The following is a 15,267-nucleotide window of genomic DNA, read 5'->3' as shown; positions in this document are numbered from 1 at the left end:
GCACATGGCCCGGCAACGGCGGGAGAACCCGTGCGCGCACCCACCAGGACCCACGCGATGACCTTCGCGATATCCGCGGCCCTCGCGGTCGCGGGCTGCTCCGGCGACGGCGGGAAGAACTCCGCCGACGGTGGCCGCGAACTGTTCATGCAGCCCGTCGCCGCGCAGGGCCCCGACCCGTTCACCGACTCCACCGCGAAGAGCGCCGCGAGCCCGCCGCCCGTCACCCGTTCGCCGCAACCCTCGCCCACCGGGTCCGCGACCCCGCAGGGGACCCGCTCCGTCTCGGGCGGTACGCCGGGCCTGTACGGCGGCACACACTCCGTCGGCAGCTGTGACGTCGACCAGCAGGTGCGCTACCTGACCGGCGACCAGGCCAAGGCCCGTGCCTTCGCGCGGCTGTCCGGCATCGACCAGGCGGAGATCGGCAGCTTCCTGCACGGCCTGACGCCCGTCGTGCTGCGGGCCGACACCCGCGTGACCAACCACGGATTCCGCGGCGACTCCGCGACGAGCTTCCAGTCCGTCCTCCAGGCGGGCACGGCCGTCCTCGTCGACGAGCGGGGGCTGCCGCGGGTGCGCTGCGCGTGCGGCAACCCGCTGAAGCCACCCGTCGCCCTCAAGGGCTCGCCCCGCCACAACGGGCGCCCCTGGAGCGGCTACCAGCCGACGCGCGTGGTCGTGGTGACGCCGGCGCCGCGACCGATCACGAACATCACCATCGTGAACATCGTCAACAACACCTGGATCGAGCGGAAGATCGGTGACAAGGACGGCGACCAGGACCGCGTCACCAAGCCGCCGGTGCCGCCGACCCCGCCTCCGCCCCCGACGCCCAGCGACCCCGACGAGTCCACTGACGAGAGCGACACCCCGGGACCCACGGAATCCGACCAGGACCAGGACCAGGATCGGGATCGGGATCGGGACCAGGACCAGGACCGCAGCCAGGACCCCGGCGAGAGCCAGGACTCCGACGAGAGCCAGGACCCCTCCCGCGAGGACGTCGTCCCCAACGACCCCGGCACGGCCTCGGCCGACTGCCCGAGCCCCTCGGAGGGGACGGGCACTCCCGATGAGCCGTCGTCGCCGCTCCCGCCCGGCTGCCCCACGCCCTCGACGCAGGAGGAGCCGACTGAGCCGACGGAGCCCGACGATCCGTATCTGTCCGAGAATCCCTTCTCCGACAGCGATCCGGGCACCTTCGACAGCTGATCCGGCCCGGCGACGCGCCCGTCCCGGCGGTCGGCCGACGCCTGCGAATCAGTCACACGCCGCTCGGCGGAGCCACGCTGATCGGGCCAATCGTTCCCCGGCCCTCACGTCGCTGGTGCCCCAGGCGTCACATCCGTTCATTCAATCTGCTTCGAAACTGCGTTCTGGAAAGCCGTTGATTCACTCCTCAGGCAATTGAGCAATGGTTTTCCCCGGATGTGGAGTGTCAGCTTCCACTTGTCTGATACGTGGCGCATTCACGACGGTAATAGGAAGGCATTGAGTCAAATAGCGCTGGTGGTTGATTTTCATATATGGCAGAGTCTTCGCACGGGTGGCAGGTCAAGTCAGGGGAATTGATCCAGCTGGTCGTCCGGCCGGTCAAGGATCAGCCGTCAGGTGCGGGGGAGAAGTCGGCTCATGAACTTGGTGGAACGTGGTGAAGCATTCTCGATCATGGAAAGCATGCTCGGCTCGTGCGCGGGCGGGCATGGCGGAGTCCTTCTGGTAAGCGGCCCGGTGGCCAGCGGCAAGACCGCGCTCCTGCGCGCCTTCGGTGAGCGCGCGACAGCCGCCGGAGCCCTGTATCTCCAGGCCACGGCTTCACAGGCAGAGAGCGACCTGCCTCTTGGTGTCATGGGGCAGCTGCTGCTCGGTGCCGGACTCGTGGGCGCGGACGCCCGGCGCGCGGCCCGGCTCCTCGGCCTTGTCGCGGGCGCGGCGCAGCCGCACCGCACCGCGTGCGCACCGTCCGCGGCGATGAACGAGATTCCCGAGCTCTGTGGGATTGTCCTCGAAAAGGCCAGGGAGACCACAGTGGTGCTCGGCATAGACGATGTGCATCACGCCGACAGTCAGTCCTTGGAATGCCTGCTGTATCTGGCGCGTCGCATCGACGTCGGTCGCGTTCTGGTCGTCCTGGGAGAGAACAGCGGTTTCCTGGCCGGGAATACGGGATTGCGCGTTGATTTGCTGCGCCTCTCGGGATGCCGCAATATCAGGCTCGGGCCCCTCCAGCGGCAAGGAGTGGCCGAAATGATCTCAAGGTGCGGCGGACCCGGGTGGCGGACGCGCAAGTTCGTCACGCAGCTGCACCAGATGGGTGGCGGCAGCCCGCTGCTGACCCGGGCGCTGATCGAGGACCACCGCTCCTCGGGCGCCGGGCCGGGCGGCGATCTCGTGTCCGGTGAGGCCTTCGTACAGGCCGTCGCCACCGCCCTGTACCGCAGCGACCTCGCCACACGGCGCACCGCCTGGGCGCTCGCCGTGGCCGGTCCCGACGTGTCGCTGGCCGAACTGGTGGAGGTCCTCGGCGGCAGCCGGGAGTCGCTCCACCGCAGTCTGCGCGCGCTGAACGACGCGGGCCTGCTCGACGCCGGCTGGTTCCGCCACGAGGACGGACGCGCCGCGGTGCTCAGAAGCATGGAACCCGCGGACCGCACCCGCCTGGAGGCCCGCTTCGCCCAGGTCCTGCACGAGCACGGAGCGGCCGCCACCGTCGTCGTCCAGCACCTGATGGCGGCGGGGAGAGTCGAGGCGCCCTGGGCGCTGCGCACCCTCATCGAGGCCGCCGGGCGGGCCCTCGCCGACGACGAGGTCGACCTGGCCCTCACCTGTCTGCGGGTCGCCCGTGACTCCGGCGCCGACGCGCGCCAGGCCGTGGAGATCAGGGCCGCGCTCACCCGGGCCGGCTGGCGCGTCAACCCGTCCGGCGTCACCCAGCACCTGCCCGAGCTCACCGAGGCCGCGCTGGACGGCCGCCTCGGCCCCGGCGACGCGGACGAACTCGTCGCCCACCTCCTCTGGTTCGGCCAGGTCGAGCGGGCCCTCGATGTGCTCCGGGCCACCGAGCAGCGCGGCACCGAGCCCTACGCGCACCCCGGGCCCGGCACGTCCCACCGGCACGACTGCCCGCGCCGCTGGATGACGTACGCCTATCCGGGGCTCCCCGCCTCGGCCCGCGCCTGCCTCGGCGACGACCCGCGGCACGAGACGCGGCACGAGACGCCGGACGAGACGCCGGAACACGCCGCCCCCAAGCACGCGCGCTCCCGGGCGCGCGGCCCCCACCAGCGGGCGGCGACCCTGATGAAGGCCCTCCTCGACGGGGCGGACGGCGAAGCGGTCGTCCGGGCCGAGCAGATCCTGCAGAGCACCCGCCTCGACGACAACACGCTCACAGCGCTCCTGGTCGCGCTCAACTCCCTGGTCCTCGCCGACCGCCTCGACACCGCGGCCTTCTGGTGCGACACCCTCCTCAAGGAGGCCGCCGAGCGGCGCGCCCCCATGTGGCAGGCGCTGCTCGTCTCGGCCAAGGCCCGCATCGAGCTGCGTACGGGCGCGCTCGCCGCCGCCGAGGAGTCGGCGCGCTCGGCGCTCACCCTGGTCCCCGCGGACGGCTGGGGCGTCGCCGTCGCCTCGCCCGTCGCCACCGCGGTGTACGCCAGGACCGTCATGGGCCGTCTCGACGAGGCCGCCGCCCATCTGAACGTCCCCGTCCCCGACCCGGCGTTCCAGACGCCCGACGGGCTGCTCTACCTCCGGGCCCGCGGCCACTACTACCTCGCCGCCGGGCGCCCCTATGCCGCGCTCGACGACTTCCTCAGCTGCGGGGACCTGATGACACGCTGGGAGTTCGACCTGCCCGCGCTCGTGCCCTGGCGCACCGACGCCGCCGAGGCCCACCTCTCGCTGGGCGAGAACGACCGCGCCCGGGCCCTGGCCGAGGAGCAGCTGACCCTGGTGGGGCGGAGGAGCGGCTGGGCGCGCGCCGTCTCCCTGCGGGCCCTCGCGAACACGCTGAACGCCGCGCACCGGCCGCCGCTGCTCGGCGAGGCCATCGAGATCCTGCGGGAGCGCGGACACCGGCTCGAACTGGTCGGCGCCACCGACGAGTTGGCGCGGACCCACCGCGAGCTCGGCAAGAGCGGCCAGGCGCGCGCCCTGGCCCGCAAGGCACAGCAGCTGGCCGCGGAGTGCGGCATGCCCGTACCCCGGGCGCGGACCGCCGACGCCGACGGCACGCGCCCCGCCGAACAGCCGTGGTCGTCCGGGAACCGCCGACATCCCGACGAACTGAGCGACGCCGAGTTGCGCGTGGCCACGCTCGCCGTGCGGGGCCACACCAACCGCCAGATCGCCGACAAGCTCTGCATCACGGTCAGCACCGTCGAACAGCACCTGACCCGCGCGTACCGCAAGCTCGCCGTCCAGCGGCGCGCCGACCTCGCGGCGAAGCTCAGCCCCTTCGCGGGCCCCGGCAGCCACGAGGGGAACGCGACGCACGACGCCTGCGACCGGCTGCACGTGGGATAGGCGGTGGAGGAGCACGGTTGTCTTTTCTACGCGGCGGACGGTCACACGGCGGTCCGAAGATCTGTGACCGACGCACAGGAAGATGCACAGGAAGACGCACAGGTAGCCTGCTGGCCTGTGACCGGTACGTGACGCGGGTTCGGGCAACGTGGTCCTCATGATCGGTTCTCGGATCCCCTTCCCGCCGCCCGTGTCGCGCTCGGCGAGGGGTGGACGATGAGGGTGCTGGTGGTCGAGGACCATGCCGAGCTCGCACAGTCGGTGGCACGGGTGCTGCGCCGGGAGGGCATGGCGGTCGACGTCGTCCACGACGGCTCCGACGCCCTGGAACGCACCTCCGTCGTCGACTACGACGTGGTCGTGCTCGACCGTGACCTGCCCGGCGTGCACGGCGACGAGGTGTGCAGAAGGCTCGCCGAAGAGCCCCTGCAGGCCCGTGTGCTGATGCTGACCGCATCCGGCACGATCGCCCACCGCGTGGAGGGCTTCAGCCTCGGCGCGGACGACTACCTCCCCAAGCCGTTCGCCTACGCCGAGCTGGTCGCCCGCATCCGCGCGCTCGCCCGGCGCTCCCAGCCCGCGCTGCCGCCCGTCCTGGTCCGCGGCGATCTGAGACTCGACCCGGCGCAGCGGGTCGCGTCGCGCGCCGGGGAGCGGCTGCCGCTCACACCCAAGGAGTTCGCCGTCCTGGAGTACCTGCTCGCCGCCCAGGGCCGGGTCGTGTCGGCCGAGGAACTCCTGGAACGGGTGTGGGACGAGGCGACGGACCCGTTCACCACCACCGTCAAGGCGACGATCAACCGCCTGCGACCCAAGCTCGGCAACCCGCCCGTCATCGAGACCATTCCTCGGGGCGGCTACCGGATTTGAGGGATCCATGCGCCTGCCCTCGCTCGCCACCCCGGCCCTCGCGGCACGGCGCCGACTGACGCCCCGACGGGTGGGCGTACGCCTCACGCTGCTCTACGGCGCGCTGTTCGTGTTCTCCGGAGCGGTCCTGCTCGCGATCACCTATCTGCTCGTCGCCCGCTCCCCGATCGGCGGCGTCATCCTGGGCGGCACGGGCGACGGGCCGTTCCCCGCGCCGGGCGGGGGCATCCGCGTCGACGAAGGCGTCCCCGGCGCGCACGTCCCCCTCTCGCCCGGCGACGTCACCGGGCAGCTGCGCGAACAGGCGTCCCGCCAGCGCCGGGCCGGCCTGCGGCAGCTGCTCGTCCAGTCGGGGATCGCCCTGGCCCTCATGGTCGTCGTATCGGCCGGGCTCGGCTGGCTGGTCGCCTCGCGGGCCCTGCGCCCGTTGCGCACGATGACCGGGGCCATCCAGCGCATCTCGGCCCGCAACATCCACGAGCGGCTGGCCGTGCAGGGCCCCGAGGACGAGCTGAAGGTCCTGGCCGACACCGTCGACGGGCTCCTCGGCCGCCTCGACGCGGCGCTGGACTCCCATCGGCGCTTCGTCGCCAACGCCGCCCACGAGCTGCGCACCCCGCTCACCCTGGAACACGCGCTCCTGGAGGAGTCGCTCATCGACCGCGACGCCACCACCGAGTCGTTCCGGGCCAACTTCGAACGGCTCCTCGCCATCAGCGAACAGCAGGCACGCCTCCTGGAGTCGCTGCTCACCCTCTCCAGCAGCCAGCGGGGCCTTGACCACAGCGAGCCGCTGGACCTCTCCCTCATCGCCGAATGGGCCCTGCACACCGCGCGCCCGGAGATCGAACGCCGGGGCCTGCGGGCCGAGCCCGTGATCGGGCCCGCGGACACCGTGGGCGACCCCGCCCTCGTGCAGAGCCTGGTGACCCACCTCGTGGACAACGCCGTACGCCACAACACCCCCGGCGGCCGCCTGGAGATCGCGACCCGCACCCGCGGCGGGAGCGCCGTCGTCGCCGTGGCCAACACGGGGACGGCGGTGCCGCCCGAGCAGGTCGAGCGGCTCTTCGAACCCTTCCAGCGGCTCGGCCGCACCGTCGGCGAGGGCCATGGGCTCGGTCTGTCGATCGTCCACGCCATCGCCGTCGCCCACGGGGCGGCGATCAGCGCGCGGGCCCGTGCCGGAGGCGGCCTCGCGGTGGAGATCGCCTTTCCGCGACGGTCGGAGCGCTCCGGCGGACGCGGAATGGATATTGGGCAGTTGGACAAGGACACGGGACTTCGTTGAGGAAAATCCACGGCACTCCTACGATGGTACGACAAGTGCGGCGGTGAATTTCCCCGAACACCGCCGCACATCACCGAACGCATTTCGTTCAGCCCCCGTTGCGTTCCGGATTCCACTGATCCATTCACGTGGAAAATCCCGAGGAGGAACCCTGTGGTTGTCGTGATGGCCCCGGAGGCCACACAGAACGATGTGGACGCGGTCGTCGAACGGGTGCGCACGGCGGGCGGGGACGCGTTCGTGAGCCGCGGCGTGACCCGCACCATCGTCGGCCTGGTGGGGGACGTGGAGGCGTTCGACGCCCTCAACCTCTCCCAGCTGCGCGGAGTACTCGACGTCGTACGGATCTCGGTGCCGTACAAGCTGGTCAGCCGGGAGCACCACGTCGACCGGAGCGTCGTCACCGTCGCGGGCGTGCCCATCGGCCCCGACACCCTGACCGTCATCGCCGGGCCCTGCGCCGTGGAGACGCCCGCGCAGACCCTCGCGGCCGCCGAGATGGCCAAGGCGGCGGGCGCCTCGCTGCTGCGGGGCGGCGCCTTCAAACCGCGCACCTCTCCTTACGCGTACCAGGGGCTGGGCGAGAGCGGGCTGCGCATCCTCGCCGACGTCACGGCGGAGACCGGGCTGCCGCTGGTCACCGAGGTCATCGACCCGGCCGGCGTCGAACTGGTCGCCCCCTACGCGGACATGCTCCAGATCGGCACCCGGAACATGCACAACTTCGCCCTGCTCCAGGAGGTCGGCCGGGCCGGCATGCCGGTGCTCCTCAAGCGCGGCTTCGGCGCCACGATCGAGGAGTGGCTGATGGCCGCCGAGTACATCGCGCAGCGCGGCAACCTCGACATCGTGCTGTGCGAGCGCGGCATCCGCACCTTCGAGACCGCCACCCGCAACACCCTGGACATCAGCGCCGTGCCGGTCGTCCAGCGCCTCTCCCACCTGCCGGTGATCGTCGACCCCTCGCACTCCGGCGGCCGCAGGGACCTCGTCCTGCCGCTCACCCGCGCCGCCCTCGCCGTGGGCGCGGACGGCGTCATGATCGACGTACACCCGGACCCCGCGACGGCGCTCTGCGACGGCGCGCAGGCCCTGACCCGGACGGAGACCGCCGAGGTGGCGAGCGCCGTCGCGCAGCTCTCCCCGCTGATGGGCCGCGTCCCGGCGCGGCCGGCCGCCGAAGTGCGGGCCGGTAGGGGTCGTTAGGGGTAGCGGAACCTGTGAGCGCGCTATTAGTGAGGGGTACCAGCACCGAATAGGCGTTGTTAGGGTAAGTGTGTTCGTTCGGCGGGAAATTCTCCGACGAACGCACATTCGCCGGAATGTTCGACTCGGTTTCAACGGGTGATTCAGGACGGCGCGGGCGCACCACTGCGCGCTGCACCCGCGCCCAAAAACCGGGCGAACACTCCGCGCGATCCGGGAGAACCACGTCTGCGGAGCGCGCAGCGCATTCACTTCAGGGGCCCTCGACGAAGGGCGGACGCGTACGAGGCGCGACCCACGCGATCCATCGACGCACTCATCCGGGAGACGTGGCCCAGCCGGCTCGGCCGGCGGCCGCGGGAGGGGTGCGGCGATGTGGTGTGAGTCGTTCAGTGTGCCGGGACGCACACCCACGGGGGACATCAGAGCTTGAGGGGGAGTTGAGTTGGCAACACCTGGGCACGAACAGTTCGACCAACTGATGGTCGTCGAAGTCGAGATCGGCTCGCTGTCGACGGCGGATTCACCGCGTACGTCCGGAGTGGACCCGGACCACGTGGAGGCGCTGGCGGTCGTACAGACCCCACTGCCGCCCATCACCGTGCACCGTCCCACGATGCGGGTCATCGACGGCCTGCACCGGCTGCGCGCCGCGGAGCTCCGCGGGCAGCGCAAGATCGCGGTGAAGTACTTCGACGGAGCCGAGGACGACGCGTTCGTCCTCGCCGTCGAATCGAACGTCACACACGGCCTGCCGCTGACGACGGCGGACCGCAAGCGCGCGGCCGCGCGCATCATCGCCTCGCACCCGCAGTGGTCGGACCGGATGATCGCCTCGGTCAGCGGCATCGCCCCGGGCACCGTGGCGGACATCCGCAGACGGGACCCGGACAGCGGGGCGGGGGACGGCAGCCGGATCGGCCACGACGGCCGCGTCAGGCCCATCAACGGCGCCGAGGGGCGCAGGCTCGCCAGCGAGCTGATCGCCCAGAACCCCGGCCTGTCGCTGCGCCAGGTCGCCCGCGTCGCGTCCATCTCGCCGGAGACCGTACGGGACGTACGCAACCGCATGATGCGGGGCGAGGACCCGCTGGTACGCCGCGGCAGGCAGCCGGGCACCGAGGACCGCGTCGTCGCGCCGCGCCTCGGCCGCGGCCCCTCGGCCCTGCCCGAGAGGGACACGGCCGAGGACCGCGCCGCGGCCGTCAAGCGCCTCAAGGCGGACCCGGCGCTGCGCTTCAGCGAGATCGGCCGCACACTGCTGCGGCTGCTCAACATCCACACGATCAGCATGGCGGAGTGGGAACAGATCATCGACCAGGTTCCCCCGCACTGCCGGGGCGTCGTGGCGTACCTGGCCGGCGAGAGCGCGGAGATGTGGACGGAGGTGGCGGTGCGGGTGCAGGACAAGGTCGCCGAGTCGGCGTAACACCGCGAGCGGCACCACCGGGGCCCCACGCGGCGGCGCTTCCCCCACATGCGCGCGCGGGGGGCTCCGCCTAGCGTGGCCCCATGGACGCGGGTACCAGTGCGTACGACCCGACGGCGCACTGCCGCTGTGGACAGCCGGCCGGGGAGCCAGCCGGCTGTTTCATGGAGCTGTACGGAGCCGCGCTGCGCATGGGCTGCTTCGACTGGGACCTCGGCACGGGCCTCATGCGCATGGACGCCACCGCCCACGAGGTCTTCGACGTACGCGCCGACGAATACGACGGCCGGCCGGAGACCCTCTCCGCGCGCGTCCCGACCGCCGAGGCGCACCGCCTGGACCAGATCGTCTCGCACGCGCTGAAGGACGGCAGCCAGACCTACGGCGCCTACTTCAGGGTCCGCCTGCGGGGCGGCGCGCTGCGCTGGACCCACACGCACGGCTGTATCCGGCGTGACGACACGGGCCGTCCCCGCCGCATCGTGGGCATCGTCAGGGACGCCACCCGTGAGCTCGGCGACAGCCCGCCAGCCGTGCGGGAGCGGGTCGACGAGGAGGCCGAGCGGCGCCGCAGGACCAGCATCGTCCAGGGCACCACGGCGGCGCTGGCGCACGCCCGCACGGTCCGCGACGTCATCGACGTACTCAAGGACACCCACGGCCTCGCCCACCTCGGGGCGTCGAACCTGGTCATGGGCCTGGTCGAGGCCGGGCGGATCCGCCTGGTCGCCGAGGGACCGGCCGGCAGCTTCGTGCCGGGCACCCGGGTGACCCGCGTCGACGAGGCGTACCCGATGAGCGAGGTCGTCCGCACGCTCGCGCCGCGCTACATCGAGTCCGCCGAGGACTTCGCGCGGTCCTATCCGCTGCTGTGGCCGCACATCGCCGGGCTCGGCATCACCGCGGCCGCGTATCTGCCGCTGATCGCGCAGGCCAGGCCCATCGGCGCGCTCGGCCTGCTCTACCAGCACAAGACCGGCTTCACCGCGGAGGAGCGCAACGTCCTGGTCGCGCTCGGCAGCAGCATCGCGCAGAGCCTGCAGCGCGCCATGTTCTACGAACAGGAGAAGGACCTCGCCCAGGGCCTCCAGCAGGCCATGCTGCCGCGGACCATCCCCGGCGTGCCGGGCGCGGAGATCGCCGTCCGGTACCGCGCGGCGGCGCTCGGCCGGGACATCGGGGGCGACTGGTACGACGTGATCCCGCTGCCCGGAGGCCGGGTCGGGGCCGTCATCGGCGACGTCCAGGGCCACGACACGCACGCGGCGGCCGTCATGGGCCAGCTCCGCATCGTGCTGCGCGCCTACGCCGCCGAGGGGCATCTGCCCGCCACCGTCATGGCCCGCGCCTCCACCTTCCTGCACGAGCTCGACACCGAGCGCTTCGCGACCTGCCTGTACGCGGAGGCCGACCTGACGACCGGCGTGGTGCAGTTCGTGCGGGCGGGACACATCGACCCGCTCCTCCAGCTCACCGACGGCTCCTGCCGCAGGGTGCCCGTCGACGGCGGTCTGCCGCTCGGTCTGTCCGCCGAGTTCGGGCGGCTCGACTACCCCGTCACCACCCTCGAACTCGACCCGGGCCAGACCCTGTTGCTCTGCACCGACGGCCTCGTCGAGGTCCCCGGCGCCGACCTCGACGACGGCATGCAGGCCCTCTCGGAGCTGGCCGCCACCGGCCCCCGCGACCTGTCGAAGCTCGCCGACCGGCTCTGCGGCATCGTCGACGGCCGGGGCGGGGACGACGACGCCGCGCTGCTCCTGCTCCGCCGCCGCACGATCGACGCGCCCCGCTCGGGCGGCCGCCTCCAGCAGCACGTGGCACCCAGCGACCCGGAGGCGCTCGCCGAGGCCCGGCACATGATCAGGGCCGCGGTGCGCGCCTGGGGCGCGGGCGAGCGCGCCGACGAGATCGAGCTGGTCGCCGACGAAATGATCACCAACGCGCTGATGCACACCGACGGCTCCGCGATCGTGACCCTGCGCGTCCTGAGCGGCACCGACCGGCGGCTGCGCGTCGACGTCGAGGACTCCTCCAGCGCCCTGCCGCGCCGCCGGGAGGCGGGCGAGGACGGTGTGTCGGGACGCGGTCTGCTCCTGGTGGACCGGCTCACGGACCTGTGGGGCGTGGACGCGCGCGGCGGCGGCAAATGCGTGTGGTGCGAGTTCGTCGTGCCCGCCAGGAACGAGTGAGCCTGAGGGAGAGCGAGAGCCATGCCGGAACTGCCCGAAGTCGAAGCCCTGCGAGCCTTTCTGACGGACCGGCTGACCGGCCGCGAGATCGTGCGCGTGCTGCCCGTCGCGGTGAACGTCCTCAAGACGTACGACCCTCCGCTCACCGCCCTCCACGGCCGCACCGTCACGGCCGTGGAGCGGCACGGCAAGTTCCTGGACATCGACGCCGACGGGCTGCACCTCGTCACGCACCTCGCCCGCGCCGGCTGGCTGCAGTGGAAGGACCGGCTTCCCGACGGCACCCCGCGCCCCGGCAAGGGCCCGCTCGCGCTGCGCGTCGCCCTGGACGCGGGGGAGGGCTTCGACCTCACGGAGGCGGGCACCCAGAAGCGCCTCGCGGTGTACGTCACCGAGGCGCCGCAGGAGATCCCGGGCATCGCCCGGCTGGGCCCCGACCCGCTCGCCCCGGACTTCGACGAGGAGCGGTTCACCCGCCTCCTCGCCGGTGAACGGCGCCGGATCAAAGGGGCACTGCGCGACCAGGGCCTGATCGCCGGCATCGGCAACGCGTACAGCGACGAGATCCTGCACGCGGCCCGCATGTCCCCCTTCAAGCTCACGTCCAGCCTTACGGAGGGCGAGGTCCACGGGCTGTACGAGGCGCTGCGCGCCACGCTGACCGAGGCGGTGGAGCGCTCACACGGCGTCGCGGCGGGCCGTCTCAAGGCGGAGAAGAAGAGCGGCCTGCGCGTACACGGCCGCACCGGTGAGCCGTGCCCCGTCTGCGGCGACACGATCCGCGAGGTGTCCTTCGCCGACTCCTCCCTGCAGTACTGCCCGACGTGCCAGACGGGCGGAAAGCCGCTGGCGGACCGGAGGTTGTCGCGGCTGCTGAAGTGAGGGGCCGCTGAAGTGAGCGATTGCTGAAGGGGGGGGCTGAAGTGGGGGCCTTCGCGGCGCGGCAGACTACGGCCGTAGCGTCACCAGCCGTTCCCCGTCCGCGGTCCGCACCTCGTACCGATCGGTCTCGTCCGGACGCAGGGCCGCGACCGCCGGAATCTCCACGCTCCGCGCGGGGACCTGCCACGTCGTGACGGTCCGCTCCGAACCGTCCTTGCCCACGGCGACCAGCTCGCAGACCCGTGACCGGGGCGCCGGGTCCCGCACCGTGAGCGCGAGCTCCGTCCCCCAGGCGCGGTCGCGGGCCGTCAGCGTCGCGTGGACCCCGCTGCGGGCGTCGCGCGCGCTGAGCCGCTCGGGCCGCCCGGGGTCGGGCCCGGCGGCCGTCACGAGGGCCACGGCGGGCGCGCCGAAGGCCAGCACGGCGGCGAGGGCGAGCGCGCACAGCCGCCTCCTGCGCCGCACCGTGTGCACGCGGCCGACCTCGCGCAGGGTGTGCTCCAGGAGCTTCGGGCCGGGCGCGGCGGCGGGCGGCGTCGCACGGCCGTACAGCTTCAACTGGGCGGCTGTGCGGCGCAGTTCGCCCAGCGCGAGGTGGCAGGCCGGGCATTGTGCGAGGTGGTCCTCGAACCGGAACGCGTCCGGCTCGTCGAGAACACCGAGCGCGTAGGCGCCGGCGTCACGATGCCGTTCCAGGGACCTCATGGCGTTCCTTACGGGAGGGGTGCCGCTTGCCCTCCGGTACGTAAGGGGTCGCCGGATCGTTCAAGGGCCGCGTCAGAACAGATGGATCGCCAGATGCCCCAGCGGCAGCCCGAGCCGCCACGCGGGCGTCCACACCTTCGGCCCGTCCTCCTCGCCCGGCACGGCCCCGCCGCCCGGCACCGCGTCCAGATCCGGCGCCAGCAGCTCCGTCTCCTCCAGCCACCGCCAGGCCAGCTCGGCCAGCTCCAGATCGGGGCCCGGCCCGCCCGCCGCGGCGGCGTCCTCCAGGAGCAGTTCGATCCGCTCGCGCACCCACTCCTGCCAGGCATGGTCGTACTCCGTCAGGGAGAGCCAGGTCTCCAGCTGGGTGATCACCCGGATCCCGGACAGCTCGCCCCTGCTGTCCGACAGGAAGATCGTCAGGGCGAGCGCGTCCCGCCCCGCCCGGTACTCGAACGACGTGGGCGGCATCAGATCGCCGGTACGCAGCAACTCGTCGGCGATGTACTCCGCGTACAACCACGCCATCGGCACGGTCAGTTCGCCGCCCCGTGGGCCTTCCGTGTTGCCTCTGCTCTCGTGCAGCATCCCGCTCCGCCTTCCTCCGGTCCGTGCGCGTCACCGGCCTCTGGCCCCCCAATCCGGAACACGGATGAGGACAGCCGATTACTCAAGGGGGGTGCCGAGCAAGGCGCTTTACGGAGCCTTGACCCGGCCCACGGTTTCCCCGCAGGTGAGCCACCCCGTGTTGTTCGCGTCACAGGGCCAAATGATTTGACTCCCTTTCAGCGACTGAGACGGCATTGGTCCTTGACTGTCCTATAGCTCCGTAGATGTAGTCATATTATCTGCTATCACCCTATTCGCGGAGCCTGATCGATGACGCAGCGCGTACGGAACTCACGGCACACAGGGACCCCAAGCACCTCACCGCCCCCACCACGGGCCAGAAGAGGACGACCGGCGGCCGCCGCCGCGACGGCCCTCCTGATGGCGGGCGCCGCGGCGTGCGTGCCAGAGCCACCGAGCGGGGCCGCCGGGCGGTCCACCCCGCCGGGAGTGTCACGCCAGGCGGCCCCGGCCCACTCCCCGGCGAGCGGCGGCACGGCCGAGCGGCGCCGCTTCACCCTCGTCGCCTCCGGTGACGTCCTCCCGCACGCCTCGATCATCCGCCAGGCCCGAGCCGACGCGGACGGCGACGGCCACGACTTCGCACCGATGCTTGCCGGCGCCAAGCCGGTCGTCTCCAAGGCCGACCTGGCGATCTGCCACATGGAGACGGTGTACGGAGCGAAGGGCGACTACAGCGGCTACCCCGACTTCAAGTCCCCGCCCCAGGTGGCCCGCGCCCTCAAGGCCACCGGGTACGACTCGTGCTCCACCGCCTCCAACCACTCCCTGGACGACGGCGCGGCGGGCGTGCGCCGCACCCTGGACGCGCTCGACAAGGCGGGCGTCAAGCACGCGGGCTCGGCCCGCTCCGCCGCCGAGGACAGGAGACCGGCGTGGCTGCGGGCGGGCGGCGCCAAGGTCGCGCAGCTGGCGTACACGTACGGCACGAACGGCTACCCGATGCCGAAGGGCAAGCCCTGGTCGGTCGACCTGATCGACCGCGGCAGGATCGTCGCGGACGCGCGGGCGGCGCGGAAGGCGGGCGCCGACGTGGTCGTCGTCAGCCTGCACTGGGGCACGGAGTGGCAGACCGTGCCCGACCGGCGGCAGCTGCGCCTCGGCAAGCGGCTCACGGCCTCGCGCACGGCGGGCCGACCGGACATCGACCTGATCATCGGCACCCACGCGCACGTCCCCCAGGCGTACGAGAAGGTCAACGGCACCTGGATCATCTACGGCATGGGCGACCAGATCGCCGGCGACATGATCAACGACGAAGGCGACAAGGACCCCCGCGGCAACCAGAACTCCATCGGCCGCTTCACCTTCGCGCCGCCGGCCGCGCCGGGCGGGCGGTGGCAGGTGAGGAAGGCCGAGTTCATCCCGATGTGGTTCGACACGGACGCCGGCCGGATCGTCAACCTCAACTCGGCGCTGCGCCGCGGGGCGGACGTACGCGACGTACGCGACCGGATCCGCCGCGTCGTCCTCAGCCGGGGCGCGGCCAAGGACGGCCTGGTGATGGCCAAGTAGCCACGCATTACAGAACT

Annotated in this window: 11 protein-coding genes and 1 pseudogene; 10 read left to right on the top strand and 2 right to left on the bottom strand. The window is 72.2% G+C overall.

All coding sequences use genetic code 11. The features are described 5' to 3' along the window. The first annotated feature begins 30 nt into the window (after positions 1-30). The 9 genes and pseudogenes from ACWDVB_RS23720 to ACWDVB_RS23680 all read left to right on the top strand — a co-directional run bounded on the left by ACWDVB_RS23720 (position 31) and on the right by ACWDVB_RS23680 (position 12,400). On the top strand, positions 31-1,215 hold the full coding sequence (locus tag ACWDVB_RS23720; protein ID WP_451516305.1) for a DUF6777 domain-containing protein: 1,185 nt from the start codon (positions 31-33) through the stop codon (positions 1,213-1,215). 420 nt (positions 1,216-1,635) lie between these two features. Continuing rightward, a pseudogene (locus tag ACWDVB_RS23715) lies at positions 1,636-2,073 on the top strand (ATP-binding protein); the annotation flags it as partial. Between the two features lie 177 nt (positions 2,074-2,250). Continuing rightward, entirely contained in the window at positions 2,251-4,530 is a 2,280-nt protein-coding gene (locus ACWDVB_RS23710; RefSeq protein WP_451516378.1) for a LuxR C-terminal-related transcriptional regulator, read from the top strand. Between the two features lie 216 nt (positions 4,531-4,746). After that, positions 4,747-5,400, top strand: a complete 654-nt coding sequence (locus ACWDVB_RS23705; RefSeq protein WP_451516304.1) for a response regulator transcription factor — start codon at positions 4,747-4,749, stop codon at positions 5,398-5,400. Between the two features lie 7 nt (positions 5,401-5,407). Beyond that, a complete protein-coding gene (locus tag ACWDVB_RS23700) occupies positions 5,408-6,691 on the top strand; it encodes a sensor histidine kinase (protein WP_451516303.1) in 1,284 nt (427 codons plus the stop codon). 153 nt (positions 6,692-6,844) lie between these two features. After that, the gene (gene aroF / locus ACWDVB_RS23695) at positions 6,845-7,897 is read left to right on the top strand and encodes a 3-deoxy-7-phosphoheptulonate synthase (RefSeq protein WP_451516302.1); all 1,053 of its coding nucleotides are present in this window, start codon (positions 6,845-6,847) and stop codon (positions 7,895-7,897) included. A gap of 445 nt (positions 7,898-8,342) precedes the next feature. Continuing rightward, a complete protein-coding gene (locus tag ACWDVB_RS23690) occupies positions 8,343-9,326 on the top strand; it encodes a streptomycin biosynthesis protein (protein WP_451516301.1) in 984 nt (327 codons plus the stop codon). A 164-nt stretch (positions 9,327-9,490) separates the two neighbouring features. After that, the gene (locus ACWDVB_RS23685) at positions 9,491-11,518 is read left to right on the top strand and encodes a SpoIIE family protein phosphatase (protein ID WP_451516377.1); all 2,028 of its coding nucleotides are present in this window, start codon (positions 9,491-9,493) and stop codon (positions 11,516-11,518) included. A gap of 21 nt (positions 11,519-11,539) precedes the next feature. Next, complete coding sequence (locus tag ACWDVB_RS23680; protein WP_451516300.1) at positions 11,540-12,400, top strand: Fpg/Nei family DNA glycosylase; 861 nt, start codon at positions 11,540-11,542, stop codon at positions 12,398-12,400. Between the two features lie 66 nt (positions 12,401-12,466). Here the strand turns inward: ACWDVB_RS23680 and ACWDVB_RS23675 are convergent, their stop codons facing one another. Together ACWDVB_RS23675 and ACWDVB_RS23670 are read right to left on the bottom strand one after the other, a co-directional pair. Further along, the gene (locus ACWDVB_RS23675; protein ID WP_451516299.1) at positions 12,467-13,105 is read right to left on the bottom strand and encodes a zf-HC2 domain-containing protein; all 639 of its coding nucleotides are present in this window, start codon (positions 13,103-13,105) and stop codon (positions 12,467-12,469) included. A 72-nt stretch (positions 13,106-13,177) separates the two neighbouring features. Beyond that, positions 13,178-13,693, bottom strand: coding sequence for a hypothetical protein (locus ACWDVB_RS23670; protein WP_451516298.1), 516 nt, complete (start codon positions 13,691-13,693; stop codon positions 13,178-13,180). A gap of 402 nt (positions 13,694-14,095) precedes the next feature. Here ACWDVB_RS23670 and ACWDVB_RS23665 point away from each other — a divergent pair, with 402 nt between their 5' ends. Continuing rightward, entirely contained in the window at positions 14,096-15,250 is a 1,155-nt protein-coding gene (locus ACWDVB_RS23665; RefSeq protein WP_451516297.1) for a CapA family protein, read from the top strand. The last annotated feature ends 17 nt before the right edge of the window (positions 15,251-15,267 follow it).

Source organism: Streptomyces sp. NPDC003379, assembly GCF_053589195.1.
This window is presented reverse-complemented; position numbering and strand designations above follow the sequence as displayed.

What these genes read in the sequence shown, in the direction of transcription:
- ACWDVB_RS23680 (WP_451516300.1), top strand. Translation starts at nt 11,540, where the DNA reads ATGCCGGAACTGCCCGAAGTCGAAGCCCTGCGAGCCTTTCTGACGGAC.
- ACWDVB_RS23665 (WP_451516297.1), top strand. Translation starts at nt 14,096, where the DNA reads ATGGCGGGCGCCGCGGCGTGCGTGCCAGAGCCACCGAGCGGGGCCGCC.
- ACWDVB_RS23670 (WP_451516298.1), bottom strand. Translation starts at nt 13,693, where the DNA reads ATGCTGCACGAGAGCAGAGGCAACACGGAAGGCCCACGGGGCGGCGAA.
- ACWDVB_RS23700 (WP_451516303.1), top strand. Translation starts at nt 5,408, where the DNA reads ATGCGCCTGCCCTCGCTCGCCACCCCGGCCCTCGCGGCACGGCGCCGA.
- ACWDVB_RS23675 (WP_451516299.1), bottom strand. Translation starts at nt 13,105, where the DNA reads ATGAGGTCCCTGGAACGGCATCGTGACGCCGGCGCCTACGCGCTCGGT.
- ACWDVB_RS23710 (WP_451516378.1), top strand. Translation starts at nt 2,251, where the DNA reads ATGATCTCAAGGTGCGGCGGACCCGGGTGGCGGACGCGCAAGTTCGTC.
- ACWDVB_RS23705 (WP_451516304.1), top strand. Translation starts at nt 4,747, where the DNA reads ATGAGGGTGCTGGTGGTCGAGGACCATGCCGAGCTCGCACAGTCGGTG.
- ACWDVB_RS23685 (WP_451516377.1), top strand. Translation starts at nt 9,491, where the DNA reads ATGGAGCTGTACGGAGCCGCGCTGCGCATGGGCTGCTTCGACTGGGAC.